This window comes from Sphaerisporangium krabiense, assembly GCF_014200435.1.
GTDB lineage: Bacteria > Actinomycetota > Actinomycetes > Streptosporangiales > Streptosporangiaceae > Sphaerisporangium > Sphaerisporangium krabiense.
Map to the genome: position 1 here is coordinate 6,109,315 of NZ_JACHBR010000001.1, position 26,517 is coordinate 6,135,831.

At 72.9% G+C, this 26,517-nt stretch carries 24 protein-coding genes; 13 read left to right on the forward strand and 11 right to left on the reverse strand.

Features of this window, described 5'->3' with window-relative positions:
* Positions 1–253 precede the first annotated feature (253 nt).
* The 5 genes from BJ981_RS26760 (at position 254) to BJ981_RS26780 (ending at position 5,956) form a co-directional block, all read left to right on the forward strand.
* Positions 254–1,615 carry a helix-turn-helix domain-containing protein gene (locus tag BJ981_RS26760; RefSeq protein WP_204070406.1) on the forward strand — a complete coding sequence of 454 codons (1,362 nt, stop codon included), beginning with the start codon at positions 254–256 and terminating at the stop codon, positions 1,613–1,615.
* The gene (locus BJ981_RS26765; RefSeq protein WP_184614885.1) at positions 1,612–2,523 is read left to right on the forward strand and encodes a phosphotransferase enzyme family protein; all 912 of its coding nucleotides are present in this window, start codon (positions 1,612–1,614) and stop codon (positions 2,521–2,523) included. The genes BJ981_RS26760 and BJ981_RS26765 overlap by 4 nt, the downstream gene beginning before the upstream one ends.
* 81 nt (positions 2,524–2,604) lie before the next feature.
* Complete coding sequence (locus BJ981_RS26770) at positions 2,605–3,852, forward strand: cytochrome P450 (RefSeq protein ID WP_184614886.1); 1,248 nt, start codon at positions 2,605–2,607, stop codon at positions 3,850–3,852.
* A gap of 47 nt (positions 3,853–3,899) precedes the next feature.
* Positions 3,900–5,036 carry an aminotransferase class V-fold PLP-dependent enzyme gene (locus BJ981_RS26775; protein WP_184614888.1) on the forward strand — a complete coding sequence of 379 codons (1,137 nt, stop codon included), beginning with the start codon at positions 3,900–3,902 and terminating at the stop codon, positions 5,034–5,036.
* A gap of 98 nt (positions 5,037–5,134) precedes the next feature.
* On the forward strand, positions 5,135–5,956 hold the full coding sequence (locus tag BJ981_RS26780; RefSeq protein WP_204070407.1) for an SAM-dependent methyltransferase: 822 nt from the start codon (positions 5,135–5,137) through the stop codon (positions 5,954–5,956).
* Between the two features lie 23 nt (positions 5,957–5,979).
* On the opposite strand, the gene BJ981_RS26785 is transcribed toward BJ981_RS26780, so the two are convergent.
* On the reverse strand, positions 5,980–7,317 hold the full coding sequence (locus BJ981_RS26785) for a glutamine synthetase family protein (RefSeq protein ID WP_184614892.1): 1,338 nt from the start codon (positions 7,315–7,317) through the stop codon (positions 5,980–5,982).
* Between the two features lie 162 nt (positions 7,318–7,479).
* Between BJ981_RS26785 and BJ981_RS26790 the strand changes: the two genes are divergently transcribed.
* The 3 genes from BJ981_RS26790 to BJ981_RS26800 all read left to right on the forward strand — a co-directional run bounded on the left by BJ981_RS26790 (position 7,480) and on the right by BJ981_RS26800 (position 11,786).
* Entirely contained in the window at positions 7,480–8,280 is an 801-nt protein-coding gene (locus BJ981_RS26790; RefSeq protein ID WP_184614894.1) for an acetoacetate decarboxylase family protein, read from the forward strand.
* 64 nt (positions 8,281–8,344) lie between these two features.
* Positions 8,345–11,038, forward strand: coding sequence for a CHAT domain-containing protein (locus BJ981_RS26795; protein ID WP_184614896.1), 2,694 nt, complete (start codon positions 8,345–8,347; stop codon positions 11,036–11,038).
* A 175-nt stretch (positions 11,039–11,213) separates the two neighbouring features.
* A complete protein-coding gene (locus BJ981_RS26800; RefSeq protein WP_184614898.1) occupies positions 11,214–11,786 on the forward strand; it encodes a MarR family winged helix-turn-helix transcriptional regulator in 573 nt (190 codons plus the stop codon).
* Positions 11,787–11,793: 7 nt separating this feature from the next.
* Here the strand turns inward: BJ981_RS26800 and BJ981_RS26805 are convergent, their stop codons facing one another.
* Positions 11,794–12,489 (reverse strand): gamma-glutamyl-gamma-aminobutyrate hydrolase family protein, encoded by a 696-nt coding sequence (locus BJ981_RS26805; RefSeq protein ID WP_184614900.1) that lies wholly within the window; start codon positions 12,487–12,489, stop codon positions 11,794–11,796.
* Between the two features lie 130 nt (positions 12,490–12,619).
* Between BJ981_RS26805 and BJ981_RS26810 the strand changes: the two genes are divergently transcribed.
* From BJ981_RS26810 to BJ981_RS26820, 3 genes are read left to right on the forward strand one after another with little or no spacing between them, the layout of a single operon-like run.
* The gene (locus BJ981_RS26810) at positions 12,620–14,068 is read left to right on the forward strand and encodes an aldehyde dehydrogenase (RefSeq protein WP_184614902.1); all 1,449 of its coding nucleotides are present in this window, start codon (positions 12,620–12,622) and stop codon (positions 14,066–14,068) included.
* Positions 14,056–14,955, forward strand: a complete 900-nt coding sequence (locus BJ981_RS26815; RefSeq protein WP_184614904.1) for a 3,4-dihydroxyphenylacetate 2,3-dioxygenase — start codon at positions 14,056–14,058, stop codon at positions 14,953–14,955. The genes BJ981_RS26810 and BJ981_RS26815 overlap by 13 nt, the downstream gene beginning before the upstream one ends.
* Positions 14,956–14,994: 39 nt before the next feature.
* Positions 14,995–15,840 carry a fumarylacetoacetate hydrolase family protein gene (locus BJ981_RS26820; RefSeq protein ID WP_184614914.1) on the forward strand — a complete coding sequence of 282 codons (846 nt, stop codon included), beginning with the start codon at positions 14,995–14,997 and terminating at the stop codon, positions 15,838–15,840.
* A gap of 134 nt (positions 15,841–15,974) precedes the next feature.
* On the opposite strand, the gene BJ981_RS26825 is transcribed toward BJ981_RS26820, so the two are convergent.
* Genes BJ981_RS26825 through BJ981_RS26835 form a run of 3 tightly spaced genes read right to left on the reverse strand, consistent with a single transcriptional unit; the run spans position 15,975 to position 17,892 of the window.
* A complete protein-coding gene (locus BJ981_RS26825; protein ID WP_184614916.1) occupies positions 15,975–16,721 on the reverse strand; it encodes a VOC family protein in 747 nt (248 codons plus the stop codon).
* 44 nt (positions 16,722–16,765) lie between these two features.
* Entirely contained in the window at positions 16,766–17,719 is a 954-nt protein-coding gene (locus tag BJ981_RS26830; protein WP_184614918.1) for an SDR family NAD(P)-dependent oxidoreductase, read from the reverse strand.
* Positions 17,704–17,892 (reverse strand): putative antibiotic biosynthesis monooxygenase, encoded by a 189-nt coding sequence (locus BJ981_RS26835; RefSeq protein ID WP_184614920.1) that lies wholly within the window; start codon positions 17,890–17,892, stop codon positions 17,704–17,706. Before BJ981_RS26835 ends, BJ981_RS26830 begins: the two co-directional genes overlap by 16 nt.
* Positions 17,893–18,195: 303 nt before the next feature.
* Here BJ981_RS26835 and BJ981_RS26840 point away from each other — a divergent pair, with 303 nt between their 5' ends.
* Positions 18,196–19,086 (forward strand): helix-turn-helix transcriptional regulator, encoded by an 891-nt coding sequence (locus BJ981_RS26840; RefSeq protein ID WP_184614922.1) that lies wholly within the window; start codon positions 18,196–18,198, stop codon positions 19,084–19,086.
* Between the two features lie 123 nt (positions 19,087–19,209).
* On the opposite strand, the gene BJ981_RS26845 is transcribed toward BJ981_RS26840, so the two are convergent.
* The 3 genes from BJ981_RS26845 to BJ981_RS26855 all read right to left on the reverse strand — a co-directional run bounded on the left by BJ981_RS26845 (position 19,210) and on the right by BJ981_RS26855 (position 22,190).
* The gene (locus tag BJ981_RS26845) at positions 19,210–19,674 is read right to left on the reverse strand and encodes a hypothetical protein (protein WP_184614924.1); all 465 of its coding nucleotides are present in this window, start codon (positions 19,672–19,674) and stop codon (positions 19,210–19,212) included.
* Positions 19,675–20,282: 608 nt separating this feature from the next.
* On the reverse strand, positions 20,283–20,675 hold the full coding sequence (locus tag BJ981_RS26850) for a nuclear transport factor 2 family protein (protein WP_184614926.1): 393 nt from the start codon (positions 20,673–20,675) through the stop codon (positions 20,283–20,285).
* 90 nt (positions 20,676–20,765) lie between these two features.
* A complete protein-coding gene (locus tag BJ981_RS26855) occupies positions 20,766–22,190 on the reverse strand; it encodes an aminobutyraldehyde dehydrogenase (protein ID WP_184614928.1) in 1,425 nt (474 codons plus the stop codon).
* Positions 22,191–22,298: 108 nt separating this feature from the next.
* On the opposite strand from BJ981_RS26855, the gene BJ981_RS26860 reads away from it, so the two are divergent.
* Complete coding sequence (locus BJ981_RS26860) at positions 22,299–24,008, forward strand: amidohydrolase (protein WP_184614930.1); 1,710 nt, start codon at positions 22,299–22,301, stop codon at positions 24,006–24,008.
* On the opposite strand, the gene BJ981_RS26865 is transcribed toward BJ981_RS26860, so the two are convergent.
* The 3 genes from BJ981_RS26865 to BJ981_RS26875 form a co-directional block, all read right to left on the reverse strand.
* A complete protein-coding gene (locus BJ981_RS26865; protein ID WP_184614932.1) occupies positions 24,005–24,865 on the reverse strand; it encodes a hypothetical protein in 861 nt (286 codons plus the stop codon). The two genes, BJ981_RS26860 and BJ981_RS26865, sit on opposite strands and share 4 nt — an antisense overlap.
* Positions 24,862–25,359 carry a SigE family RNA polymerase sigma factor gene (locus BJ981_RS26870; RefSeq protein WP_184614934.1) on the reverse strand — a complete coding sequence of 166 codons (498 nt, stop codon included), beginning with the start codon at positions 25,357–25,359 and terminating at the stop codon, positions 24,862–24,864. The genes BJ981_RS26865 and BJ981_RS26870 overlap by 4 nt, the downstream gene beginning before the upstream one ends.
* An 81-nt stretch (positions 25,360–25,440) precedes the next feature.
* A complete protein-coding gene (locus BJ981_RS26875) occupies positions 25,441–26,466 on the reverse strand; it encodes a glycoside hydrolase family 113 protein (RefSeq protein WP_184614936.1) in 1,026 nt (341 codons plus the stop codon).
* Between the last annotated feature and the right edge of the window lie 51 nt (positions 26,467–26,517).

Genomic DNA, 26,517 nt, shown 5'->3' on the forward strand with positions numbered 1-26,517 from the left:
GACCACTCCTTGTGATCTCTCGACCTCGGTGACGGGCGGAGGAAGCGCGCGGTGATCCCTCCGGGGTGTGAACTCGATGGTGGGGGAAGTTTGCACCCGGAGGGAAGCAGTACCACCGATAGCCATCCCGGATCTGCCCCTGATCGGCCGAACCGATCAGCCCGCACGATCGCTCCTCCCGTTCACCCCCCAGGAAGCCCTTGTCACCTGGTTAATTGGGAGGTCAGCCCCCTAGGCTTGGCGAAAGGTCGGCATGAACGTCACTCATGCGAGCGAGCAGACCATCAGCTTCACCGTCTGGGAAAGACCGCAAATGCGGCAGGCCCTCTCGTCCCGTGACATCGCAACCGTCTATCTCCTCCTGCAGCGCATCGGCGTCTCCCAGCGCCGCATCGCCGCGCTCACCGGCCAGTCACAGTCCGAGATCTCCGAGATCATGAACGGGCGTCAGGTCATGGCCTACGACGTGCTCGCGCGCATCGCGGACGGCCTCGGCATCCCGCGCGGGTACATGGGCCTGGCCTACGACGACTCCGCCATGCCCGCGCTCGCGCCGGCCCTCCCCGAGGACGACGCCGACGAGGACGAGAAGGCGCGCCGCCTGCTGGCGCACGCCGCCCAGGTCGCCATCGGGGCGAGCGCGGCCGATCTGGACGACTGGAGCCTGCCGGTGACCCGCGTCGACACCCCGGTCCCGTGCAGGATCGGCGACACCGAGGTCGACCAGGTCGAGTCGATCACCAAGGCCCTGCGCCACCTCGACTACCGCTACGGCGGCGGCATCTGCCGGGACTCGATCGTGGCGCAGCTGTCCTGGTCGCAGCGCCTGCTCGGCGCCTCCTGCTCGCAGGACGTCGGCCTGCGCCTGCACCGGGCGCTGGCCGACCAGCACAACCTCGCCGGGTGGACGTCCTTCGACGTCGGCCTGCACGTCCACGCCCGCCGGCACCTGGCGCGCGCGCTGGAACAGGCCAAGCACGCGGGCGACGCCTCCCTCGCGGCCAACGCCCTGTACCGGTTGGGCCGGGTCTTCCTGCACATCGGCCGCGTCGAGGACGCCCTGCGGTTCTTCCAGCTCGGCCAGATCTGCGCCCAGGACGCGAGCTGCGAGCTCACCGTCGCCATGCTGTGCGCCAACGAGGCGTGGGCCTACGGGCTGCTCGGCGACCGCAGGCTGGCGCTGAAGTCGATGGAGCGGGCCCGGGACGAGTTCATGCGCGCCGATCCCCTGAGGGCTCCCGCATGGGTGAGGTTCTTCGGCCAGGCCGACCTCAAGGCCGCCGAGGGCATGACCTATTCCGCGCTGTCGTACCACTATCCCGGGCAGCTGGAGAAGGCGGCCGACTGCCTGTCGGGCAGCGTGCGCCAGCGGGGCGACACCTACGTGCGCAGCAAGGTGTTCGAGCTCATCGCGCTGGCGACCGCCCAGCTCCTGCTCCGCGACGTCGAGAACGGCGTGGACAACGGCAACGAGGCCGTCACGCTGGTCACCCAGATCAGGTCGGTCAGGACGGTCGACCGGCTCAAGCCGCTGCAGGCCGCGGTGAAGGAGCTGCCGCGCGACCCCGAGGTGCGGGAGCTGGGCCGGCGGATCGCCGACGTGCGCGCCCTATGAGCCTCACCACGGTCGACCCCTCGGGGGGCCTCACCCGCGACAACCTCCGTTCGCTGCTGGCCGCCGTCTGCGCCGGGACCGGCCTGGACCCGGCGCACGCCGAGCTGATCAAGTTCACCAACAACGCCGTCTTCCGGCTCGTCGCGGACCCGGTCGTCGTCCGCATCGCCGGGTCCACCGCCACGCGCGAGCGCGTGGAGACGGTGGTGCGGGTCGCGCGCTGGCTGGAGCGCCACCGCTTTCCCGCGGTGCGGCTGCTGGCGGGCGTCGAGCAGCCCATCCGGCTGGACGGCCAGGTGATCACGCTGTGGGAGCGGGTGCAGGACGTCGGGCCGCGCCCGGACGGCGCCCAGCTCGCGGGGCTGCTGCGCCGGCTGCACCGCCTGCCCCCTCCGCCCGGCGGGCTGCCGCCCTGGTCGCCGATGGACGAGGTGCGCAGGCGGCTGGCGGAGCCGGAGGAGCTGTCGGCGGAGGACCACGCCTTCCTGCTGCGCGAGTGCGACGAGGTGGAGGCGTCGCTGGCCGGGCTGCGGTTCGTGCTGCCGCCCGGCGTCATCCACGGCGACGCGTTCCTCGGCAACCTCATCGCCGGGCGGCGCGGCCCCGTGCTGTGCGACTTCGACGGCACGAGCGTCGGCCCCCGCGAGTGGGACCTGACGCCGGTCGCGGTGGGCCGCCTGCGCCTGGACTACCCGGGCGACGACCACGCCCCGCTGGCCAGGCGCTACGGCCTCGACGTGATGCACTGGGAGGGCTTTCCCGTGCTGCGCCGCCTGCGGGAGCTGAAGCTCGTCACCAGCGTGCTGCCCATCCTGCGCAGCAACCCGGCCGTGCGCGCCCAGTGGGAGCACCGCATGCGCACCTACAAGGCCGGCGACCTGACCACCAGGTGGCAGCCGTACCGGTGAGCGCCGGGGGCCGGCCGCCTCCAGGCCGTGGGCGTGCCTTGCCCGTGCCCGGCCGAATCATGACCGTGCCAGGATTGGACCGTGACGACGGCGGTGGAGACGGGCATCGATCTGGCGGACCTGGCGTTCTGGCGCAGGCCCCCGCACGAGCGCGAGCGCGACTTCGCGCGGCTGCGCGCGCTCCCGCACCCGGTGTTCTTCCCCGAGCGCCGGGTGCCGCTGCTGCGCTCGGGCGCCGGTTTCCACGCGCTCGTGCGGCACGCCGACGTCGTGGAGGCCAGCCGCAACGCCAAGGTGTTCTCCAGCGAGCCCGCCGTCACCAACCCCGAGCCGCCGGGCTGGGTGAAGCACGTCTTCGGCGACTCGATGGTCAACCTCGACGACCCCCGGCACGCCCGCCTGCGCAGGATCGTCTCGCGGGCGTTCTCCCCCAAGATGCTCGCCCGGCTGGACTCGGGCATCGCCGAGGCCGCCGCGCGCATCGTCGACGACGTGGCGGCGCAGGGGCCGCGCGACTTCGTCGCCCAGGTCGCCGCCCGGCTTCCCATCACCGTCATCTGCGACATGATGGGCATCCCCGGCGACATCCGGGCCAAGGTGCACGCGCACGTGGACGCCTCCACCGCCTACACCGGGGTGCGCATGAGCCTGGCCCGCACGGCCGCGATGGCCGGGCGCAACATGGCCGCCCTGTTCGCCCTGCAGCGGCTGGTGATCCGGCTCGGACGGGCGCGCGAGCGCGAACCCGGGGACGATCTCGTCTCGGCCCTGGTGACCGCCAACGTCGACGGCGAGCGGCTGACCCCGCGCGAGCTCGGGTCGTTCTTCACGCTGCTGCTGGTCGCGGGCAACGAGACGGCGCGCAACACGATGGCCCACGGCCTCAAGCTGCTCACCGACAACCCGGGCGAGCGCGAGCGCCTCGCCGGCGACTTCGAGGGGCACATCGGCGGCTTCATCGAGGAGACCGTCCGGTACGTCTCGCCCATCATGCAGTTCCGCCGCACGGTCACCGAGCCGTACGAGCTGCGCGGGGTGCGCCTGTCGCCCGGCGACAAGGTCGTGCTGTTCTACGGCTCGGCCAACCGCGACGAAGAGGTCTTCCCCGACGCCGGGCGCTTCGACATCACGCGCAAGCCGAACCCGCACGTCGGGTTCGGCGGCCCCGGCCCGCACTTCTGCCTGGGCGCCAACCTGGCCCGCCAGGAGATCAAGATCATGTACCGCGAGCTGTTCACCCGCCTGCCCGGGATCAGGACGGTCGGCGACCCTGACCTGCTGCTCTCCAACTTCGACAACAGCGTCCGCTCACAAGACTTCACGTTCTGAGCGGGCCGTGCGCCGCGGGCGGGGGCGCGCGGGTTAGGGTCCGTTGCGTGAACGCCGACGATTTCCGCCTGGACCCGTCCGTCGCCCACCTCAACCACGGGTCGTTCGGCGTGGTGCCCGCCGTCGTGCGGCGGCGCCAGGACGAGTTCCGCGCCGAGGCCGACCGGGACCCCGACGGCTACCACGCGACCCTGGGGGAGCGCGTGGCCGAGGCCAGGGAGGAGGTGGCCGCGTTCCTCGGCGCCGACCCCGGCGGGCTGGCGTTCGTGGACAACGTCACCGAGGGCGTCGCCGTGGCGCTGGAGTCGGTGCCGCTCGCGCCCGGCGACCGGATCCTGGTCTGCGACCACGCCTACGGGGCCGTCGACATCGCCGCCCGCCGCAGGGCCCGCCGCGCCGGCGCGGCGGTGGACACCGTGACCCTGCCGGGCCGCTCGGACGGCGAATGGTCGGCGCAGGACGCCGCCGCGGCCCTCCTCGCGGCCGTCACCCCGCGCACGAAGGTCGCGGTCTTCGACCACATCACCTCCACCACGGCGCGGCTGCTGCCCGTGCGCCACCTCGTGGCGGAGTTGCGCGCGCTCGGCGTGGTCACCGTCGTGGACGCCGCGCACGCGCCCGGCATGCTGGAGGTGGACCTCGGCGGGATCGGCGCCGACTTCTGGACGGGCAACCTGCACAAGTGGGCGTTCGCGCCCCGGCCGTGCGGGGTGCTGGCGGTGGCGCCGGCGTGGCGCGAGCGCGTCGAGCCGCTCATCGCCTCCTTCTACCTCGGCGAGGGGTTCCCCCACAGCGTGGAGTTCCAGGGCACCCGCGACCACACCACCTGGCTCGCCGCGCCGTACGGCCTGCGGTTCCTGAAGGAGCTCGGGGCCGCAGAGACCCGGGAGCGCAACGCCGCGCTCGCCCTGCGCGGCCAGCGGATCGTGGCGGAGGCCACCGGGCTGCCGGCGTGGCGGGGCGACGCGGAGCTGTCCATGCGCGTCCTGCGCCTGCCGCGCGGGGTGGCGGTGACCCAGGACGCGGCCGGGGCGCTGGCCGACCAGATTTTTCGCACCTGCGGCTGCCGGACCGCGGTGAGGCCGTGGCCCGACGCGGGCTTGTTGCGGGTGTCAGCGCAGGTCTACACCAGAGAAAGCGACTTCGAGCGCCTTGCGGCCGGTTTGCGCGACATCTTCTCGTAAGGCGCGACTCCCGGACATACCGGCCAGTTACGTGGCGGATGATTTGGAAAGCCGATAATCTCCAGCGAAAAGGGGGGATCAGCTCCATGGAGGACGCGGTGCCATCGTCAACTCCGGCACGGCCGAAGCTCGACACCACCTCGCCGAACATGGGCCGGGTCGCCGACTACATCCTCGGCGGGAAGGACAACTTCGCGGTCGACCGCGAAGCGGCCGAGGCCGCGATGGCGATCATCCCCAACCTGTCCCTGCTGTGGCACGAGGGACGTCGCTTCCTCGGCCGCGCGGTGCGCTACCTCGCCGGCGAGGCCGGGATCCGGCAGTTCATCGACATCGGCTGCGGCCTGCCCACCCAGGGCAACGTGCACGAGATCGCGCAGGCGGTGGCCCCCGGAGCCCGGGTGGCCTACATCGACAACGACCCGATGGTCGTGGTGCACGGCCAGGCCATCCTGCAGGACGACGGCATCACCGCCGTGATCGAGGCCGACGCGCGCGACCCCGAGAAGCTGCTGGCCCACCCGGCGCTCACCGAGATCATCGACCTCGACCGGCCCGTGGCGGTGCTGCTGTTCGGCATCCTCCAGGACATCACCGACGACGCCGTGGCCGCGCGCATCGTCCAGGGGCTGCGTGAGGCGATTCCGCCCGGCAGCTACATGGCGATGTCGCAACCGGTGTCCGACCTGTCGCCCGAGTCGACCACCGAGATGGCCGTCATGTACGAGGACAGGGGCGCGGTCGAGGGGCCCACCCGCAGGGGCGGCGTGCGCAGCAAGGCCGAGGTGGACCGCTTCATGGACGGGCTCGCGCTCGTCGAGCCCGGCCTGGTGTACATCCCCTGGTGGCGTCCGGACGGCCCGATCATCCACGGCGCCGAGTCGGTGTGGGTCGTGGGCGGGGTCGGCCGCAAGGACTGACCCCGCGCCCCGCCCGGCGCCGCCTACAGGTGGTAGGCGTACTCCTGGAACTCCCAGTCGGTGACGTGCCGGGAGAACCGCTGGACCTCGTGGCGCTTGTAGGCGACGTAGGCCGTGGCGAACTCCTTGCCGAGCACGTCCAGCAGCGCCGCGTCGGCCTCGAAGGCGTCCAGCGCCTCCGGCAGCGACTCGGGCAGCACCGGCGCCTTGGCCGGGTCGTAGCCGTAACCCTCCAGCGGGCCCGGCGGTTCGACGCGGTCGCGGATGCCCAGGTACACGGCGGCGAGCAGTCCCGCGACGCCGAGGTAGGGGTTGGCCGAGGCGTCGCCGAGGCGCACCTCGACGCGGCTGCCCGCGCCGCGCTCGGGCGGGATGCGCACCATGGCGCTGCGGTTGTCCAGCCCCCAGTCGGCCAGCCACGGGGCGAGTGAGTCGGGGCCGAGCCGCTTGTAGGAGTTGATCGTCGGGGTGAGCAGCGCCGCGAGCGCGGGGGCGTGCGCGAGGATGCCGCCGATGGCGTGCAGGGCGGTCGAGGAGAGCCCGTAGGAGGAGCCCGGGTCGTCGAAGACGTTGCGGCCGTCGCCGTCCACGCACGAGATGTGGACGTGGAAGCCGGAACCGCCCTCGTCGGTGAACGGCCGCGCCATGAACGTCGCCATGAGGCCGTCCTTCCGCGCCAGCTCCTTGATCGCGGACTTGAAGCGGAACGCGCGGTCGGCGGCGTCGGGGGCCTCGGAGTGGTGCAGGTTGATCTCGAACTGGCCGCCGGAGAACTCGTGGTTGCCCATGGTCGCGCCGATGTCGAGGTCGCGCAGCAGGCGCAGGCTGCGCAGCAGGTGGGAGCCGCGGTCGCCCTTGCGCCCGGTGACGTACACGTTGCCGGTCGCGTCGTCGTACCGCCGCCAGTTGGGGCCGTCCGGCTCCAGCAGGAAGTACTCCAGCTCGGGGCCTGCCACGCCGGTGAGGCCGAGCTCGCCGAGCCGCGCGGCGACCGAGCGCAGCAGGGTGCGCGGGGACTCGGAGAAGGGCTCGCCGGTCTCGGGCAGGAACGCGTCGCCCAGGCAGTGCGCCACGCCCGGCTCCCAGGGCAGCTTCACCAGCGTGGACAGGTCCGGCTTGATGGTGATGTCCGGCAGGCCGCGGTCCAGCCCGCCAGGCACGGGCACCGTGTCGCCGCGCGGGGAGGTGTAGTACACCGCCCGGCAGAACGCCACCCCGCGCTCGGCGACCTCGGGCAACTGCTCCAGCAGGACGTCCTTGCCCCGCTCGGTGCCGATGAGGTCGGGGTAGCCGATCCGGACGACGTCGACGCCGTCGCGCGCGAGCCGCTCGACGATCGCCTCCACCGATTCGGCGCTCACTTGGCCTCCCGCTGTCCAGGAAATATCGTTTGGGTGCGAACAATACGCGCCGCGTCCTCGGAGCCACAAGGTGGCCCCGGGTGACAGGAGGGCCGGTGGCGGCCTATCGTGTAGGAAATCGTATGGGCCCAAACAGTCCAGGGTTCCGAGGTCGGAGGCGCCATGTCCACGGTACGCGGCTTTTTCACCCCACGGACGGCGACCGGCCGCTCCTCGCTGGTCCCCGCCCCGCCGTGGTACTACTCCGGGGACCTGCTCACCGTCGAGTACCGCACCGACCCCGCCAAGGTCGCCGAGCTGCTGCCGGGCCCCCTCACGCTCGCCGAGGAGGACCCCGGGGCGGTCGCCGTCATCTGGGCCGACTGGCAGTCCTGCTCCGAGGGAGGGGAGGAGCTGCTCGACCCGGTCCGCTCCCAGTACAAGGAGTGCTTCGTGGTCGTGCGCTGCTCCTACCAGGGCCGCACCTACTCGCGCTGCGTCTACATCTGGGTCGACAAGGACTTCGCCATCGCCCGCGGCCTGCACCAGGGCTACCCCAAGAAGCTCGGCTCCATCCACATGACCCGCCCCCACCCCTTCGGCCAGGCGGCCCCGCGCATCGGCGCGGGCGGCCTCTTCGGCGCGACCCTCGCCGCCGCCGACCGCCGCCTCGCGCAGGCCGTCGTCCGCCTGCGCGAGCCCAGCCCGTCCGCCGGGTTCGTCAACGGCCACCCGATGGCCCACAACCGCTGGCTGCCCTCCATCGAGCCCGGCGCGGCCCCCGCCCTGAACGAGCTCATCAGCAGCGGGGCGGCCGAGTTCGAGGGCGGCCAGGCCTGGGCCGGGGACGCCGAGCTGGAACTGTTCGACGCCCCCACCGAGGAACTGGCCGGCCTCACCGTGGACGAGATCATCGGCGGCTACTACCGCCAGGTGGGCGTGGTCTGGAACGGCGGCACCCTGCTCGAACGCGGCGCCCTGTAGCGTCTCCGGCCGGGGGGCCGATGGAGCATGCGAGGCCCGCGCGTGCCGGCCCCCGAGGAGGCGCATGTTACGCCGGATGTTCCGCCGCCTGGGCGGGGCCGTCATCTTCCACGCCTACCGCAAGACGCTGATGACGACCCAGGAGCACATGCTCGCCGGAGACTTCCGCAAGGCGCGGTTCACCGCGCTGCTCGCGCTCCGGACCGCCGTGGACACGTTCGGGCCCGACGACGAGCGCACCGCGTTCGTCCTCGCGACGCTCGCCTCCGTCGACATCGCCGAGGGGGACCTCGACGCGGCGGCCGAGCTGATCTCCGCGGCGCGGCGCATCCTGGACGGGCTGCCGGACGCCGACCCGCACGCGCGGGCCCTGCTGCTCGGCCAGCACGCGGCCGTCCAGGGCATCGCCGGACGGCACACCGCGGCGCTGGAGGACATGCGCGCCGCCGTCGCCCTCCTCGCCTCCGCCCCCGGCGCGCCGCCCTTCGCCGAGGCGCTGCTCCACGCGGGGCTCGGCGCCGCCGAGGCCGAGGCCGGGCTCCCGCGCGACGCCCTGCGCTCCTACCGCGCCGCCCTCGCCGTCGTCCGGGCCGCCCGGGACGACTCGGCGGTGCTGGAGCCCCAGATACTGATCGACGTCGCCCTGATCCACCGCGACCTCGGCGACCGGCGCCGCGCCGACACCCTGGCCGGCGAGGCGATGGCCGTCGCCGCGGCCATGCCCGCCGTCCACGGCGCCGCGCTCGCGCGGATGCGCGTCACCGCCGCGCTGATCAAGCGCAGGACCGGCGACCTGGAGAGCGCCGAACACCTGATCCGGCAGGTGGAGGACTTCTGGAGCGGCCTGCCCGGCCACCAGTCCGAGCGGGTCGCCGCCACGATCGCGCGGGCCGCGATCGCCGCCGACCGCGGGAACCCGGCCGAGGCGCATCGCGTCCTCGCCGGGCTCGACGGCGTCGTGTCCGGCGGACCGGCCGTCGTCGCCGGGTACGGGCTCGCCCTGTCGGCGTACATGGCGGGGGACCTGGGCGAGGCGGAGCGGCGGCTGGAGCGGCTGGAGGAGGAGTCGGCGGCCGCGTTCGGGGCGGGCCACCTGCAGACCGCGCAGACCCTCGTCCTCGCCGCCGCGCTGCGATCGGCCGGGGGAGAGCACGGCCGGGCGCTCGACCTGGTCGCGCGGGCGACCGCCGCCGAGGCGCGGATCCAGTGGACCTCCTTCGGCGCGGGCGGCAGGGACGTGCACAGCGCCATCATGGACAGGCTGGCCGTCTCGCTCGACGTCGAGCTGACCGTCGCGCTCGCCGCCGAGGGCCACGACCCCCGGGCCACCGAGACGGGCTTCGCCGCCGTGCTGCGCCGCAAGGGCGGCCTGCGCGAGGCGTTCACCGCGCTGCGCTCCGCCCGCGACCGGGAGACCTGGGAGGAACTGCGGGAGGTCTGCGGGCGCATCCTGGCCGCGACCACCGGGCACCCCGAGGGCGCGCTCGTGTCCGAGCTCACCGCGCTGTACGAGCGGCAGGAGGAGCTGGAGGCGCGCCTGGCCGACGGCGTCCCCGAGGAGGCGCTGCGCGCCCGCGCCCGGCACGCCACACCCACCGCGGTCCTCGGCGCGCTGCCCTCCGGCGCGGCCGTGCTGGAGCTGTTCCGGTGGGTGCCCTTCGACCTGCGCGCCGGGGTCAGCCGGGGCGCCGAGCACGCCGAGTACCTGGGCTACCTGCCGGCGGCCGGCGAGACCCGCCTGATCCGCTTCGGCCCCGCCGCCGCCATCGAGGCCGCGATCCGCCGCTGGAGCCTCGCCGAGCTCTCCGGGATGCTGGCCGGGCCGTTGCTGGGCGCGCTGGACGGCGTGGACGTCCGGCACCTGTACGTGGCGCCCGACGGCGCGCTCGGGCTGTTGCCCTGGGAGATCCTGACCGGGCCCGACGGCGTCCCGCTGCTCGACCGGCTGTCGCTGAGCTACCTCACCGCGGCCCGCACGCTGCTCGGCGCCGGCCCCCGCACGGACCCGTCCGGGGACCCTCTCGTCATCGGCGGCCCCGACTTCGGGCACGCCCCCGCGGGCGGCCCGGCGGCCGAGGCGGAGGGCGGGGTGGCGGGGATGGCGTTCGCGGCGTTGCCGGGGACCGTCCGGGAGGCCAAGGCGGTGGCGCGGCTGCTCGGCGTGAGCCCGTTGCTCGGGGCCGAGGCGACCCGGGCGGCGGTCCTCGGGGCGCGGTCCCCTCGCGTCCTGCACCTGGCCACCCACGGCTTCTTCCTGGACACCCCGGACGGCGCGTCCTCGGGGCTGTGGGCGATGTGGGACGCCGAGCCCGCGCCCGAAGGCGCGCCGCGCCGCCGCGTCCCCTGGTACGCCGCCCCGCGTCCCCTGCTGCGCTGCGGCGTGGCCCTGGCCGGGGCCAACACGCCGGGCGCCGCGAGCACGCCGGGGTTCGTCACCGGCGAGGACATCATCGCGCTCGATCTCCGGGCGACGGACCTGGTCGTGCTGTCGGCGTGCGACACCGGCAGGGGAGAGGCGCACGCGGGCGACGGCATCCTCGGGCTCGCGCACGCCTTCGCCACCGCCGGGGCGCGGCACGTCCTGCTGAGCCTGTGGGCGGTCAACGACCACCTCGCCGCGCGGCTCATGCGCGTCTTCTACGAGCACCTGACGGCCGGGGCGTCCCCGCGGGCCGCGCTGCGCGCCGCCCAGAACCGGATTCGGGACGACCATCCGGATCCCCGGTTATGGGCAGGTTTCGTCCTTTACGGCGGCTGAAATGCGGTGATCGACCCCTAAAGCACGCCCGTACCGGATGGGCGTTCTCCGCCGCCGGGGTGGTGCGTGTACAAATGGGGGGCGAGAGTCCACACGGCCGGGCGCGCCGGCGTCCGGAGACTCTTCACGAAAGCAGGGGCGCGCCGCCGCGTGCCCGACACCAGAAGGAGCACGCGTGCCCGCGCACTTCTCGTTGACCGAGACCGAGCAGGCGGTCACCCGCAGGCTCGGCTCGATGCCGATCAGCCGCGAGGCACTGGTCGCCGTGTCCAACCTGCACCGGGCGGCCGCCATCGTCCGGCAGCACCTGGAGAACTCCGCCCTGCGCGTGGCCTCCCTCACCTGGAGCGGCTTCGTCGTCCTGTGGGTGGTGTGGATATGGGAGGAGATCGAGACCCGGCACGTCGCCGCCGAGGCCGGCATCTCCAAGGGGACGCTGACCGGCATCATCAAGACCCTGGAGTCGCGGGGCCTGGTCCAGCGCAGCCAGCACCCCGACGACGGCCGCCTGGCGCTGCTGCGCCTGACGCCGGAGGGCCTCGCGCTGATGGAGCACCTCTTCCCCGCCTTCAACGAGGAGGAGGCGTTCGTGGTGGAGGCCCTGGACGGTGAGGAGTCCACGCGCCTGGCCGACACGCTGCGCCGCATCGTCACGCACCTGGAGACGCACGGCGAGCAGCGCCGCGCCCACCTGCGCGCCAAGACGCCCGTCCCGCCGCGCAGGGGCGGCAGGCGCCGCGCCACCTGAGCCCGGATCAGCGGCGCGCGGCGGCGTGGGTCAGGGCGTCGAACAGGCGCTGGTTGGCGGGGTCCTCACCGGCGGTGTCCTCGGGGTGCCACTGGACGCCGAGGAACCAGCCACGCGGATCGGCCAGCTCGTACGCCTCGGCGGTGCCGTCGGCGGCGTGCGCCGTGGCGACCAGCCCGGCGCCGGGGACGGAGACGCACTGGTGGTGGAAGCAGGACGCCTCGACCTTCCCTGCGCCGGTGACCTCGGCCAGCAGCGAGCCCGGCCGGACGGCGACCGGGTGGACCAGGTGGCGGTGCGCGGACTCCATGTGCTGGCGCAACCGCCCGCCGAGCGCGACGTTCACCACCTGCAGGCCGCGGCAGATCGCGAGCAGGGGCAGGCCCGTCTCCAGCGCGTGCCGGGCCACGGCGAGGTCGAACGCGTCCTGGGCGTCGTCCACGTCGTAGACGGTGTCGTGCGCGACGCCCTCCCCGTACGTCGCGGGGGCGAGGTCGCCGCCGCCGGGCAGCAGCACCCCGTCGGCGAGCCACAGCCGGGACGCCGCCTCGGCGGCGTCGCCCGGATGCACGAGGAACGGCTCCGCGCCCGCGCGCAGCACGGCGTCGGCGAGGGCGCGCGCGGTCACGACGGCCGCGTACCGCAGGGCCGAGGTCTGGGCGGCGAAGCGGGAGGGGATCGCGATGATCGGTCGGCGGGGCATCCCGGCCTCCTCACAGATGCTTGTTTGAGGCCAAACGATATCCTGAAGCCGTCTGGGAGGCACGGGTGCCTTGACCGGATCGCGACGTACGTCCTAATTTTGTTTGGGTACAAACGATTGGGAGGCTTGCATGCCCACTGTCGCCGGAGTCGAGGTCGAAGGCAGGCATTGGATCGGAGGCGAACGCGTCTCCTCCACCCGCACCTTCGAGGACGTCTCGCCCATCGACGAGCAGGTGATCGCCGAGATCGCCCGGGGAGGCGCGGACGAGGCCGCCGAGGCCGTGCGCGCCGCGCACGCGGCCTTCCCCGCCTGGGCGCGCACCACACGCGAGGAGCGCGCCCGGCTCCTGCACGCGATCGCCGACGGCGTCGAGCGCCGCCTGGAGCGACTCGCAGGCGTCGAGACCACCGACAACGGGGCGCTGCTGCGCTCCCACCTGCGCGGCGTGATGCCCCGCGTGGCGCACAACTTCCGCTTCTTCGCCGACCACCTGCTCGGCCTGGGCCACGACGACTTCGAGACCCGGGGCCACCGCAACCACGTGAGCTGGGACCCGGCCGGGGTGTGCGCGCTGATCACCCCGTGGAACGCGCCGCTCATGCTCGCCACCTGGAAGATCGCCCCGGCGCTCGCCGCCGGCAACACGGTGGTGCTCAAGCCCGCCGAGTGGACCCCGCTCACCGCCTCCCTGCTGGCCGACATCACCGTCGAGGCGGGCCTGCCCGACGGCGTCTTCAACGTCGTCCAGGGGTACGGCCAGGAGGCCGGCGCCGCCCTCGTCGCCGACCCGCGGGTCAAGCGGGTCAGCTTCACCGGCTCGGTGCCCACCGCCCAGCGGATCGCCGCCGCCGTCGCGCCCAACCTGACCCCGATGTCGCTGGAGCTCGGCGGCAAGTCCCCGCTCATCGTCTTCGCCGACGCCGACCTCGACCTCGCCGTCGACCTCGCCGTGGAGCAGTACGACAACGCCGGGCAGGTGTGCCTGGCCGGCACCCGCCTGCTGGTCGAGGAGCCGATCGCCGAGGAGTTCACCGCCCGCTTCCTCGCCAAGGCGGGCGCGCTCGTCCAGGGCGACCCGCGCGACCCGGCCACCGACATCGGCCCGAACATCCACCGCAAGCACGTCGACCGCGTGGACGGCTTCGTCCGCAGGGCCCTGGACGCCGGGGCCAAGCCGCTCATCGGCGGCGGCCCCAACACCGACCTCGGCGGCCTGTACTACCGGCCGACCCTGCTCACCGGCGCCGCCCCCGGCAGCGAGATCCTCACCGAGGAGGTCTTCGGCCCCGTCCTCACCCTGCAGACCTTCCGCACCGAGGACGAGGCCGTCGACGAGGCCAACGGCACGCGCTTCGGCCTCGCCGCGACGCTGGCCACCGGCTCGCCCGAGCGCGCCGAGCGCGTCTCGGCCCGCCTGGTCGCCGGCACCGTCTGGGTGAACTGCTTCTTCGTCCGCGACCTCAGGGCCCCGTTCGGCGGCGCCCGCCACTCCGGCGTCGGCCGCGAGGGCGGCGACTGGAGCTTCGACTTCTACTGCGACGTCAAGAACACGGTGACCGCGCCATGGGCGAGGTAGTGGGAGCGGGCCTGCTGGCCCACGTGCCGACCATCGTGCTGCCCGAGGCGACCCGGCTGGAGCTCAACGAGGGCAAGGAGATCACCCTGGTCACCGGGCTGCGGCAGCTCCGCCAGGAGGTCTTCGACACCGTCGAGCACGACGCGGTCGTCGTGCTCGACTCGCACTGGGCCACGACGGTGGAGTTCGTCGTCACCGCCCAGCAGCACAGGGCCGGGCTGTTCACCTCCGAGGAACTGCCGCGGGGCATGTGCCGCATGCCCTACGACTTCCCCGGCGACCAGGAGCTCGCCCGCGCCATCGCCGCCAAGGCCGGCGAGCACCACACCTGGATCACCCCGATCGACGACCCCTACCTGCCGATCTACTACGCGACGATCAACCTGTGGACCTACCTCGGGCTGCCGCGGAAGCCGTGGCTGTCCATCGGCGTCTGCCAGACCGGGGACATGGAGGACCACCTGCGGCTCGGCCGCGCGCTCGGCGAGGCGATCCGCGAATCCGACCGCAAGGTGATGGTCATCGCCTCCGGAGCCCTGTCGCACACCTTCTGGCCGCTGCGCGAGCTGCGCGACCACGAGTCGTCCGACCCCGTCCACATCTTCTCCGACGGGGCCAGACAGGCCGACCTGGAGCGGATCGCCTGGTTCAAGGCCGGTGACCACGCCCGCGTGCTCGACACGATGCCGGAGTTCGCCCGGTACAAGCCCGAGGCCGGCTTCCGCCACTACCTGATGCTGGCCGGCGCCCTGGGGGAGGGCGACTGCACCGCCGCCGCGCGGCAGTACGGCGAGTACGAGAACTCCGTCGGCACCGGCCAGGCGCTGCTGTGGTTCGACCGCCCCGAAGGCGGCTTCCCCGCCCCCCGCCCCACCGTCCCCGCCTGAGAGACGGGATCCCGGTCCCGCCGTTGTGAAAGGTCCCTGATGCCCGAGTACCGCAGGATCCTGCTGGACGGCGCCGTCACCCAGGTGCGCCGCGAGGGGGACGAGCTGGTGAGCGCCGACGGCCGCGTCGTCGGCGTGGAGGACGCCGTCTACCTGCCGCCGTGCGAGCCGACGAAGATCATCGCCGTGCACCTGAACCACCGCAGCCGGGTGACCGAGTTCATGACCACGCTGCCGCCCGCGCCCACGTACTTCCACAAGCCCACCTCGGCGCTCAACGCCCACAAGGGCGCGGTCGTGCGGCCCGAGCGGTGCGAGTACCTCAACTACGAGGGCGAGATCGCGATCGTCATCGGCCGCACGACGCGCAACGTCTCGCCCGCCGAGGCCGGCGACCACATCGCCGGGTACACCATCGGCAACGACTACGGCCTGCACGACTTCCGCGACACCGACGCCGGCTCGATGCTGCGCGTCAAGGGCTCCGACACGCTGTGCCCCCTCGGCCCCGGCCTCGTCACCGGCTGGGACTTCCGCGGCAAGGCCCTGCGCACCTACGTCAACGGCCACGTCGTGCAGGAGGGCTCCACCGACGAGATGGAGTGGGACATGCACTACCTCGTCGCCGACATCGCCCGCACGATCACCCTGTACCCCGGCGACGTCCTGCTCTCCGGCACCCCGGCGGGCTCGCGCCCGGTCAAGCCCGGCGACGTGGTCGAGGTCGAGGCCGAGGGCCTCGGCAAGCTGTCCAACCACATCGTCACCGGCCCCGTCCCGATCCGCGACGACTGCGGCGCCCAGCCGACCACCTCCGAGGAGGTCCTCTCGACCGCCTTCGGCGGCGACTGGGAATTCCGCGGCATCCGCGCCCCCCGCCGCTGACCCCCACCACCCCGAACACCCGGAGGCCCGGTCCCCGCAGGGGGGATCGGGCCTCCGGGCCGCGTGGGGGAGATGCGCGGCTCGCACGGGACCGGGCCGGGGGCGTGCAGGGCCGCCGTCGGTGAAGCTCCGCGTCAGGACGGGGCGAGGACGCAGAACTCGTGGCCCTCCGGGTCGGTCAGGCACGTCCACGGGACGTCGCCCTGGCCGAGGTCGAGGTCGGCGGCGCCGAGGGTCCGCAGCCGGGCCACCTCCGCCGCCTTGTCGTCACCGGGGTACGGCAGCAGGTCGAGGTGGACCCGGTCCGGCACGGTCTTCACACTCGGCGTGCGGACGAACTCGAGGTACGGGCCGCCCCCCTTGGCGGAGCGCGACACCGCACGATCGTCCGTCACCTCATGCAGGGGCCAGTCCATCGCCGCACCCCAGAACCGGGCCATGGCTCGCGGATCCACGCAGTCGACGACCACCCGGGCGATCGGCCCGGTGTCCCGGTAGACCTCCCGAGGCTCCAGCACGCAGAACTCGTTGCCCTCCGGGTCGGCGAGGACCGTCCACGGCACTTCGCCCTGGCCCACGTGGGCGGGTGTCGCACCGAGAGCCTGGAGGCGCGCCACCAACTCCGCCTGATGGGCCGCGGACGTGGTGGCGACATCGAGGTGCACACGGTTCTTCGTTGCCGTTTTGGGCTCCGGGACGGTGACGACGTCGACGCAGACGGCGACCGGGTCCGGCCAGACGAAGTCGCCGCCCGGTCCGACGTAGGAGGTCACGCCGGGCACCCCGCCGGAAACACTCCAGCCGAGCGCCTCCGCCCAGAACCGGCCCACCACGGAGTCATCAAGAGCCTTGATGTTCACCTGGACAGGTCGCAGTGCCATGCCGGCGATCCTACGCCGACGGACTCACGGCGCCGGTGACGTGTTCATCGGAGATCCTTCGCGTGAGCATCGATCAGGCGCTGGGACAGGTTCCACAAGCGGTCGGCGTCGGCGGGGTCCAGCGCGTACGGCAGGTAGTGGCCGCGGGGCGGGGGACCGTGGCCGTGCCAGGGGCGGCCGATGGCGCGGTCTTCGAGATACCGGCCGCCGACGCCGGTCAGCTCCGGCGCGACGGCCGCCCACACGCTCGTGGCCGCGCCCTGTTCCGGCGTCGTCCAGCCCGGTCCCGGCCAGCCCTGCGCGGCCTGTTCGGCGGTGTCGAGGTGCCGCTGGAGTCCCGTGGCGACCGCGCCGGGCATGACCGCGTTGGCGATGATCCCGCGAGCCCCGTACCTGAGGTGCAGGCTCAGGGCGAACAGCGCGTTGGCGGTCTTGGACTGCCCGTAGGCCTGCCAGCGGTCGTAGGGCCGGGCCAGGTAGTTGGGGTCGGTGAAATCGACCCTGGAACGCCGGTGGGCGCTGGAGGTCAGCACGACGACGCGGGCGCCGCCGGCCGCGAGCAGGTTGGGCACCAGGCCGGTGACGAAGGCGAAATGCCCCAGGTGATTGGTGCCGAACTGCAGCTCGAACCCTTCCGCGGTACGGGCCGGCGGGGTGGCCATCACCCCGGCGTTGGCGACGAGGATGTGACACGGTTTGCCGGTGGCACGGTGCCGCGTCGCGAAGCCGATGACCGACCTCAGGGACGCGAGGTCGAGGTGGCGGTACACCACCTCGCCACGCGAAACGGCGCTCAGCGCGCGGGCGGCGGCCTCGCCACGCTGAGGATCGCGCCCGGCGATGACCACCCGGGCTCCGGCGCTCGCCAGGGCTCGTGCGGTCTCGTACCCGATGCCGCCGTGCCCGCCGGTGACGATCGCCTCCTTGCCCGCCAGGTCCACGCCGGCGACGACCTCCAGCGCGGTGGCGTCCACGCGCCCGATCACCGCGCCAGCCACGAGCCGAAGACACGGTGCAGCAGCGGCACGACGACCCACAGCATGAGCGCCACCATGACCGGAACGATGATCGCGAACCGGGCGGCCGACGGCAACCGGTCCAGCAGCGGCGCGGCGAGCGCCACGCTGACGGTGATGATCGGATACAGCGTGACGACGACCAGCAGCCACAACTTCCACCGGGCCGGCCGTCCCGACGGCGCCGATCGTGCCGAGGGCGCGGGCGCCGATCGTGCCTGACGTGCCGATGAATCCCGATGTGCCGATGGTTCCTGCCGTGCCGATGAATCCCGACGTGTCGATGGTTCCTGCCGTGCCGATCCTGCCGAGCTTGCCGAGCGTGCCGGTTGTACCGGTTGTGGGACTTCCTTCATGGCTTCAGCCTCGACCGGCCCGCCCCAGGCGGACCAGGCCGCGTGATACCTGGCAGCGACACGGCCAGGCTGAAGGCGGTGGACGGCTGCCACAATGGGCGGATGCCGCAGTCCAACCCCTTAGGGGAGTTCCTGCGCGCCCGCCGCGCGCGCGTGACCCCCGCGCAGGCCGGCCTGCCCGCCACCGTCGGCCGCCGGCGCACGCCGGGACTGCGCCGGGAGGAGCTCGCCGCGCTCGCGGGGCTGAGCGTCGACTACTACACGCGGCTGGAGCAGGGCCGTGAGCGCAACCCCGGCCCGGCCGTGGTCGAGGCGCTGGCCACCGCTTTGCGACTGGACCCGGACGAACGCGACCATTTCGGCCGGCTCACCGATTACGCGGCGGGTCGCCGCACCACACGCCCGCAACCGCCGCCGTCGGCGTCACGCCCCGCGCTCGACCTGCTGGAGCGGGTCCGCCCCTGGCCCGCGCTGCTGCTGGCCCGCAACGGCGACGTGCTCGCCGCCAACCCGGAGGGCCTCGCCCTGTACGCGGGCCTGAGCGAGTGGCCGGCGCGGCGCCGCAACACGGTGCGCTACACCTTCCTCCACCCGGCCGCGCGCTCGGTGCTGGGCGACTGGGAGGGCGCGGCGGCCATGGGCGTGGCGAACCTGCACCACTGGACGAGCGCCGACCCCGACGCACCCGACCTCCGCGGAGTGCGCGACGAACTAGCCGAGGCCAGCGCCGACTTCCGGCGCCTGTGGGACCGCCACCACGTCCGCCCCCGCCGCTCCAGCCACAAGCTCTTCCACCACCCCGCGGTCGGCGACCTGAGAATGGAACACCAGGTCTGGTACCTGGACCACTCACCCACCCGCCTAAGCCTCTACCAACCCGAACCAGCCCACACCGACCAGGTCGCCCTGCTGGCCCTCAGCCTGGACACACCCGCGAACGTGACGCGGCCCGGCTCGGGGCGTACGGGCCTCGGCGAGCAGGATGGCCCGTGACCCGCCCGCACCAGGTCGACCAGGGCACTCCGGCTCTCGGCCGCCTGGACCAGCCGGCCGCGGAACACGGCGGTGTCATGAGCGGGCGACACGCCTCCCAGAAAGACCGCAGCGTCCTTGATGTCAGTCGTCGTCCGCGAACCAGGCCATGACCGTGACGGGCCCATCACCGGAACGTTCTTGGAACGCATAGACATCCACCTCGCGATCGTCGACCCTCCCCGAGACCGCCGTGGCGTCCTGGTCGGACTCCGCCTGCTCGCGGACCTTTGATTCCGGCAGGGGAGTCCATGCCGGGGAGGCGAACCCGCCCAGAGCCTTCTCGACAGACGTGCCACGCAGTTCCACCTCCACCCACGCGCCCCTTTCCGGAGGCTCACACCCGTGTCCGCCTTCGACGTCGTCAAGTCGTATGGAGGGCAGGTGCGGTGCGATCGCGCCCGCCAATCTCTCGTTGTCCGCGGCGGCTTTCGCGACGCACGCCGGGTCCGGTCTCATGAAGGTGAAGTCCAACAGTGACTGCCCCCTCATGAAGGCGAAGACCGCGAGGGCGACCCCAGAAAGCGCCGTCGCGACGATGGTGTTCACCGTTCGTGTGCGCATCTCGCCGCCCTCGGTTCAGTACTTGTAGTCCTGAACGGCCTCAACGCAGCTCTTGGAGCCCCACAGCGACCGGCGGGGCTCCTTCACCAGCATCTGGCGCGGCGAGGCCGTTTGTTTTTCCCATGCTCTCCATCATGGACATCCTTCGGGGACGAATCTCTGATCCCAGATGTCACTCGAACCGGAGCGACCCACATGTGTCGGTGGACCCCGCGGAGACCGAAGGTGCCAATAGAACGCGGACCGCAAGGCGCCAAGAGAACGTCGGCAGACGCGAACGAGCCGACCTTTGTCCTGCGCGGTAGCGCTGCCGCCTCCTGCTCCGCTCGGTGGGCGCGCGGTTTCAGGGTGGGCTAGCGGCGAGCAACCACGACGGACCCGCACGGGTGGGGCCAACACACCTCAACCAACCCGACGATCACCTACAAGCACGGCTACCTAACCGATCCTTGCACGGTGACCTCGCCCGGTCGTAACGCGCGCGACAGGCCGTGCCCACCCCCCACCCGACTCGGGGAGATGCGGTGCAAGGGCCGGCCCGGCCGGGGAGGCGTTGCCCGGGGCGTCGGGTGGGGCCTCCCCGGAGATCGGGGTCAGGGCTGGAGGGCCTGCTGGACGAGGGCGGTGTCGGTGAACTGTTCGAAGCGCTTGGCTACGCCGTCTTCGCAGTGCCAGACGTGGACGAAGCGGACGTCCATGTACTTGCCGGTGGCGCGGTAGGTGGCGCGGTAGTTGCCGATGACGACGATCACGTCACCGCCGTCCACGTACTGCTCGGGCACCGCCTGGTAGTCGTCCCACTCCGAGCCGAGGCGCGAGAAGACCTCGGACTTCACGCCGTCGGGGCCCACGTAGGTGCCGCCGTAGGGGAAGCCGGCCATCTCGGTCCAGCGGGCGTCGGGGGCCAGCAGGCGCAGCAGGCCGTCCACGTCCCCGGCCGCCGACGCCTCGTACGAGCCGCGGACGGCGTCGAGGTTCTTGCTCACGTTTCCTCCTACGGGATCCCGGTCGGAGCGGAATCGTATAGGACATCATCGATGATGGTCAGCCCCCCGGAGCGCCCGGGAGGGGCGCGGTCAGGAATGGTCGATCATCACGTGCTTGATCCGCGTATAGGCGTCCAGGCCGTACCGGGAGAGGTCCTTGCCGATTCCCGACTGCTTGAACCCGCCGTGCGGCAGGTCCGGCACGATCACCTGGTGGCAGTTGACCCAGACCGCCCCGGCGTCGATCCCCGCGCTCAGGCGCATCGCCCGCCCGGTGTCGCGGGTCCACACGCTGGCCGCGAGGCCGTAGTCGACGCCGTTGGCCAGCGCCAGCGCCTCCTCCTCGCCCTCGAAGGGCTGGACCGTCACCACCGGCCCGAACACCTCCTGCTGGACGATCTCGTCGTCCTGCCGCACGTCGGCGACCACGGCGGGGGAGAAGAAGTAGCCGGGCCGGTCCAGGCGGGCGCCGCCGGCCACCAGGCGGGCGTGGGCGGGCAGCCCTCGCAGGAAGCTCTCCACCCGGGCGGCCTGGGCGGCGTTGTTGACCGGCCCGAGGAAGACCCCCTCCTCGTCCGGGCCGCCCGTGGTGAGCCCGGACGCCGCCTCGGCGAGCGCGGCGGTCAGCTCCTGGTAGACGGACGCCTCGACCAGGACCCGGGTGATGGCGGTGCAGTCCTGCCCGGCGTTGAAGAACGCGGCCTCGGCGATGGCCCGCGCGGTGGCCTCGACCGGCGCGTCGGCGAACACCACGGCCGGGGCCTTGCCGCCGAGCTCCAGGTGGACGTCCTTGATGTCGTCCGCGGCCGTCCGCATGACCTCGGAGCCGGCCCGCGTGGACCCGGTGACGGCCACCATCTCGACGTGCGGGTGCGAGGCGAGCGCGCGGCCGGTGTCGCGGTCGCCGCAGACGACGTTGACCACGCCCGGCGGCAGCACCTGCGCGCACAGCTCGCCGAGCAGCACCGCCGACCCCGGGGTGGTCTCGGCGGGCTTGAGCACCAGGGTGTTGCCCGCCGCCAGCGCCGGGCCGATCTTCCAGGCGGCCATCATCAGCGGGTAGTTCCACGGGGTGATCTGCGCGACCACGCCGATGGGCTCGCGCCGGACGAAGGAGGTGCGGCCTTCGGCGTACTCGGCGGCGCCGAGGCCCTCCAGCACCCGCGCCGCCCCGGCGAAGAAGCGGATCGCGTCGATGGCGCCGCCCACGTCCACGCGGCGCGTCGTGCCGCGGGGCTTGCCGGTGGAGCGGACCTCTTCATCGGCCAGCGCCGCCGTCTCACCCTCCATGAGCGCGGCCAGTTCCAGCAGCAGGCGCTGGCGCGCGGCCGGGGTGGCGCGCCGCCAGCCCGGCGCCGCGGCCCTGGCGGCCTCGACGGCGGCGGTGACGTCCGCGTCCCCCGAGCGCGGCGCCCTCCCGTAGGTCTTCTCGGTGGCGGGGTCGACCAGGTCGGTCCACTCGTCCGAGACGGGCAGGCGGCTCTGGCCGTCGATCACGTTGCGCAGCACGTCCATGGGGGCTCCTCAGCGGGGCGGGGTCTCGGCATGGCCCGGGGGGTCTTTGACGGGAAATCGTTTGGGCCCATACATTCTTACCCCAGACCAGCACATTGGAGACCGGAGATGGACAACCCAGCCGACCTCATCCTCGTCGACGGGGACGTCCTGACCGTCGACGCCCGCTTCACCGTCGCACGCGCCGTGGCCGTGCGCGACGGCCGTGTCCTCGCCACCGGCGACACCGCGGACATCCGCGCGCTGGCCGGCCCCCGCACGCGGGTGGTCGACCTCGACGGGCGCACCGTGCTGCCCGGCATCAACGACTCCCACCTGCACGCCGCCGCCTGGGCCCTGACCAGGCCTCCTTTCTCCCTTGCCGTCGGCCACCCGCACGTGCGCTCGATCGCCGACGTCGCCGAGGCCGTACGCGGCGCCGCCGCGACCACCCCCGCCGGGGAGTGGATCACCGGCCTGGGCTGGGACGTCGGCTACCTCGCCGAGTGCCTGGCCGACCCGGCGCGCCGCCCGCACCGCCGCGACCTCGACGCCGTCGCGCCCGGCCACCCCGTCGCCCTCACCGACTTCTCCGCCCACACCATGTGGGTCAACTCACGGGCCCTGGAGGTCGCCGGCATCACCCGCGACACCGCCGCCCCCGACGGCGGCACGATCGACCGCGACGCCGGCGGCGAGCCCACGGGCGTCCTCAAGGAGAGCGCGATGACGCTCGTCCAGGAGCTCCTCCCGCCCCCCGGCGTCGCGCGCCGCAAGGAGGCCATCCTCTCGGCGGTGTCCGCCCTGCACGCCTTCGGCATCACCAGCTACACCGAGCCCGGCCTAGGCCCCGGCGGCACGCGCATCCTCGGCGGCGGGCTCGGCACCGAGACGCTGGACGCCTACGTCGAACTGGCACGCGCGGGCGAGCTGGCCGCCCGGGTGCGCGTGCTGCTGCTGCCCGCCCCCATCGGCGGCTCGGCCGCCGAGGTGTCCTCGGGCCTGCGCGGCCTCGCGATCCCGCCGGACATCGACCCCGACCTGCTCTCCGTCATCGGCGTCAAGGTCTTCGCCGACGGCGTCCCCCCGAACGAGACCGCGTGGATGCGCGAGCCCTACGTCAGCGGCGCCTACGGCGCGCTGTGCGTGCACGGCGCCGACGCCGGGCTCAAGGAGGCCGAGCTGCGGGAGATGATCCGCATCGCGCACGCCGCGGGCCACCAGGTCGGCGTGCACGTCACCGGCGACCGCGCGATCGACTCCGTGGTGGCGGCGTTCGCCGCCGCCGACCGCGCCCACCCGCGCCGCGACCCCCGCCACTACCTCATCCACGCCGACTTCGTGTCCAAGGAGAACCTCGTGGAGCTGGCCTCGCGCGGGTACTCGGTGAACATGAACCCGGCCATCAAGTGGACCACCGCCGACCTCATGGACGGCGTCGTCGGGCCCGAGCGCTCGGCCTACCAGTGGCCGGTCCGCGCGGCGGCCGACGCCGGGCTCGCCGTCTGCGCCGGCTCGGACGCGCCCATCACCGAACCCGACTGGCGCCAGGGCGTGGCGTCCATGATGCTGCGCGAGTCCCGGGCGACCGGGCGGCCCAGCGGCCCCGAGCAGTGCGTGGACCTGGAGACGGCGATCCGCGCCTACACCGTGAACGCCGCCCGCCAGGACTTCGCCGAGCGGTGGAAGGGCACCATCGAGCCGGGCAAGGTCGCCGACCTGTGCGTCCTCGGCGGCGACCTGCGCGCCGCCGACCCGCACGACATCCCGTCCATCCCGGTCGACCTGACCGTCCTCGGCGGCGAGACCGTCCACGACCGCGTGGCCGCACCCGCCTAGCCCGCGGACCGGGCGGACGTCCTCCCCTCGTAGACGCCCAGCGTCCACGTGCCGGCGGCCGGGCCCAGCGCGTCGACCAGGCTGTCCGCCGACCGCTCCGGCGACCCGATGTCGATCAGGTAGCTGCCGTCGCAGGTGCGCGGCGGCCCGTCGCTGCCCGGGCACTTCCCTCTCAGGCCGGGCTCGTCGGCCCGGATGGAGACGCCGGACGGGAAGATCCACACCTTGACGGACTGCCGCCTGCCCGTCCAGTCCAGCCCCGCGGACAAGGTGTCGTACTGCCATTCGACGTAGTCGCTCTGCGGCCCGCCGCAGCGGCCGATCTCCAGCGAGGCTCCCTCGCGCGTCTTCCCGCCCCGCTCCCGGGGCGCGGGCGACTCGGCCGCGCTGCGGCCGAGTGCCCGGAGCTCCTCCTCGGTCCACGCGTACCGCGTGGTCGCGGTCACCACCCACGCCCTGGGGTCGGAACAGTGCATGACCATCGTCGTGTTCGTGCTGGTGGGCACGAACACGACGTCCCGCCCGCCCGGCAGCGTGCCGCGTTCGCCGTGGATCAGCGACATCACGCCGGCCTTGGAGACCCACCGGTCCGGCGGCTCCGCGTCCAAGGCCGGCGCGAAGGCCGGACGGCCCGCGGCGGGAGACGGGAGAGGCGCGGTGACGCCCCGGGCGACGGTCACGGCCCCTCCGACGGACACCGTGACGGCGACGAAGGCCGCCCCCGCCGCCAGACGCCGCCTGCGCCGGAGCCGCTCGCCCTCACGGACGATGACGTCCACGGGCACGGACCACCCGTCCGCTCGGGAACTGCGGTCGGCGAGGACCTCGCGCAGATCGTCCTCGCTGAAGTCCGTCACGGGGCGACCTTCACCTTCATCGCCTCGAGGGCCGGGTTGACGCGCAACCGCTTCAGAGCCCTGCTCATCTGCGATTTCACGGTTCCCAGTGAGCAGTCCAGCGTGTGGGCGATCTGCTGCAACGTGAGTTCCTCGAAGTAGTACAACACGACCACGGCCCGCTGGCGGGGCGCGAGACCTCGCAAGGCCGCCCATATGACGTCACTGTCGGCGATCCGCTGGGAGAAATCCGAAGGCTCCGCCCTCTCGGGCATCACCTCCTGCGGGATCTCGTTGCGCCAGTGCCGGCGGGACCAGGACGTGTAGGTGTTGATGATGATCCGGTACACGTACGGGTCCGGGTCGCCGTCGATCCGGTGCCAGGCTCCCCACGCCCGGACGAGCGCGGTCTGGGTGAGGTCCTCGGCCGTCATCCAGTTGTGGCTGAGCAGGTACCCGATCCGGCATAACCGCTCGTACCTGGCCGCGGCGTATTCGGCGAACCCCTCGGACATGCCCCCGCCTTCCCGACGCTCCAACGGCTCCCCGAGAGATACGCCCCAGGGGTCGCGAAAGGTTGACACCCCTGCGCGATCTCAATGTTTGCGGTAATGGCCGGCGACGGCGGCGAACGCGGCCTTCGGTTCCCACGGCATGCCGGGGTAGGCGGCGCCGAGGCGGTCCTCGTAGACCTTGACGATGCCGTAACTGGCCAGGTCCAGGTCCTCGCGGGGGTCGCCGCCGGGGCGGTGCGGAAAGTCGTGGAGCGCGAAGGTGAACACGAAGGCGCCGTCGATCCCTCCGGCCTCGAACGCCTCCAGCAGCTCGCGCAGATACGCGGCCTGCCCGGCCTCGTCGCGGGTGTACTCGCCGTTCAGCCGGACCGGCGCGCGGGTGTCCTTGTCGTACTCGACGACCTCCAGGCCACGCGCGCCCTTCGCGCCCGCGCCCTCGTAGCAGGCCGAGCCGAACTCGGTGATCGCGACCGGCTTTCCCTGGGCGACCAGGCGGCGAACGCCGTCGGCGAACTGGTCGGCGATCTCGGCCGACCGGTACAGGTCCACGGACAGGATGTCGAAGGGCGCCCAGTCGACGCCCTCGAGGTGGACCGAGGCGTAGGTGACCTTGCCGCCGAAGCGTTCGCGGACGAGCGCCACGGCCTCGCCGAGGAAGTCGTTGACCCGCGCGCTGAGCTCGCCGATCCGCTCGCGCACGCCGTCCGGCCTTCTCAGCGACGCCACCCGCTCGTCGGTGTCGTCGCCGGGCAGGAATCCCTTGTTCATGAGGCTGATCTCGGCGCCGGTGACGAACACGACCTCGGCTCCCCGCCGCCTGAGCCGCTCCGCGCGCACGGCGCAGTCGGCGAACAGCGCCAGCATCTCCTCGGTGGTCAGTTCCAGAGGGTAGGGGGAGAACCAGACCTCCAGGCCGAGGTCGGCGGCGTGCGCCGCCGCGAGCTCGATCCGTTCCGGGTCGCCGCCCATGACGCGGACGGCGGTGCAGTGCAGGTCGTCGCGGATGATCCGCATGTCGCGCCTGACCACCTCGGGGTCGAACCCCTCGTAGCCGATCGCGCCGTTGTAGACGAAGCCGGTCTCGTAGCTGACGCCTTTGGCTCGCATGTCGCGCCTCTCCCTGAGGATCGTTAAGGTACTCGCCGTACCTTAACCCCC

Excerpts from the sequence above, each read along its gene's own strand:
- BJ981_RS26860 (WP_184614930.1), top strand. The coding sequence starts at position 22,299 with ATGGACAACCCAGCCGACCTCATCCTCGTCGACGGGGACGTCCTGACC.
- BJ981_RS26825 (WP_184614916.1), bottom strand. The coding sequence starts at position 16,721 with ATGGCACTGCGACCTGTCCAGGTGAACATCAAGGCTCTTGATGACTCC.
- BJ981_RS26840 (WP_184614922.1), top strand. The coding sequence starts at position 18,196 with ATGCCGCAGTCCAACCCCTTAGGGGAGTTCCTGCGCGCCCGCCGCGCG.
- BJ981_RS26875 (WP_184614936.1), bottom strand. The coding sequence starts at position 26,466 with ATGCGAGCCAAAGGCGTCAGCTACGAGACCGGCTTCGTCTACAACGGC.
- BJ981_RS26790 (WP_184614894.1), top strand. The coding sequence starts at position 7,480 with ATGTCCACGGTACGCGGCTTTTTCACCCCACGGACGGCGACCGGCCGC.
- BJ981_RS26810 (WP_184614902.1), top strand. The coding sequence starts at position 12,620 with ATGCCCACTGTCGCCGGAGTCGAGGTCGAAGGCAGGCATTGGATCGGA.
- BJ981_RS26795 (WP_184614896.1), top strand. The coding sequence starts at position 8,345 with ATGTTACGCCGGATGTTCCGCCGCCTGGGCGGGGCCGTCATCTTCCAC.
- BJ981_RS26820 (WP_184614914.1), top strand. The coding sequence starts at position 14,995 with ATGCCCGAGTACCGCAGGATCCTGCTGGACGGCGCCGTCACCCAGGTG.
- BJ981_RS26870 (WP_184614934.1), bottom strand. The coding sequence starts at position 25,359 with ATGTCCGAGGGGTTCGCCGAATACGCCGCGGCCAGGTACGAGCGGTTA.
- BJ981_RS26805 (WP_184614900.1), bottom strand. The coding sequence starts at position 12,489 with ATGCCCCGCCGACCGATCATCGCGATCCCCTCCCGCTTCGCCGCCCAG.
- BJ981_RS26760 (WP_204070406.1), top strand. The coding sequence starts at position 254 with ATGAACGTCACTCATGCGAGCGAGCAGACCATCAGCTTCACCGTCTGG.
- BJ981_RS26815 (WP_184614904.1), top strand. The coding sequence starts at position 14,056 with ATGGGCGAGGTAGTGGGAGCGGGCCTGCTGGCCCACGTGCCGACCATC.
- BJ981_RS26765 (WP_184614885.1), top strand. The coding sequence starts at position 1,612 with ATGAGCCTCACCACGGTCGACCCCTCGGGGGGCCTCACCCGCGACAAC.
- BJ981_RS26855 (WP_184614928.1), bottom strand. The coding sequence starts at position 22,190 with ATGGACGTGCTGCGCAACGTGATCGACGGCCAGAGCCGCCTGCCCGTC.